Consider the following 628-nt stretch of genomic DNA (forward strand, 5'->3'; position numbering starts at 1 on the left):
GGTCTTTTCTCGCACCTTTGACATTTTTGCTGTCATTGATATGAAGCACTTTAATACGGTGAATGCCAATGATTTTATCGAACTCATTTAGCACTCCGTCAAAGTCTTCGACAATGTTATACCCGGCATCATGTGTATGGCACGTGTCAAAGCACACTGACAGCTGCTCATTGTGTGTAACGCCTTCGATAATCTGCGCAAGCTCCTCAAAGCTTCTGCCGCATTCTGATCCTTTTCCAGCCATTGTTTCTAATGCAATCTGGACATTTTGATTCGGATCAATCACTTCATTTAAGCCTTCAATAATTTTTTTGATGCCGGCTTCAGCTCCTGCCCCTACGTGAGCGCCAGGATGAAGGACAATTTGCTTCGCTCCGATGGCCGCTGTCCGTTCAATTTCTGAACGAAGAAAATCAACACCCAGCTCAAAAGTGGACGGATTTGTCGTGTTGCCAATATTAATAATATAAGGCGCGTGTACGATAATCTCGTCAATGCCATTTTCTTGCATATGTGCCCGGCCTGCTTCTATATTTAAGTCTTCAATTTTCTTTCGGCGCGTAGTTTGCGGTGCGCCTGTATAGATCATAAACGTATTCGCCCCATAAGAGACTGCTTCCTGGCTTGC

Annotated in this window: 1 protein-coding gene; it reads right to left on the reverse strand. The window is 44.4% G+C overall.

Translation table 11 applies throughout. The features are described from left to right. Nucleotides 1–628: deoxyribonuclease IV (locus ACWHAR_RS28740; RefSeq protein WP_452088654.1), on the reverse strand; the 628-nt coding region annotated here is incomplete at both ends.

Source organism: Bacillus sp. LR--39 (assembly GCF_053613335.1).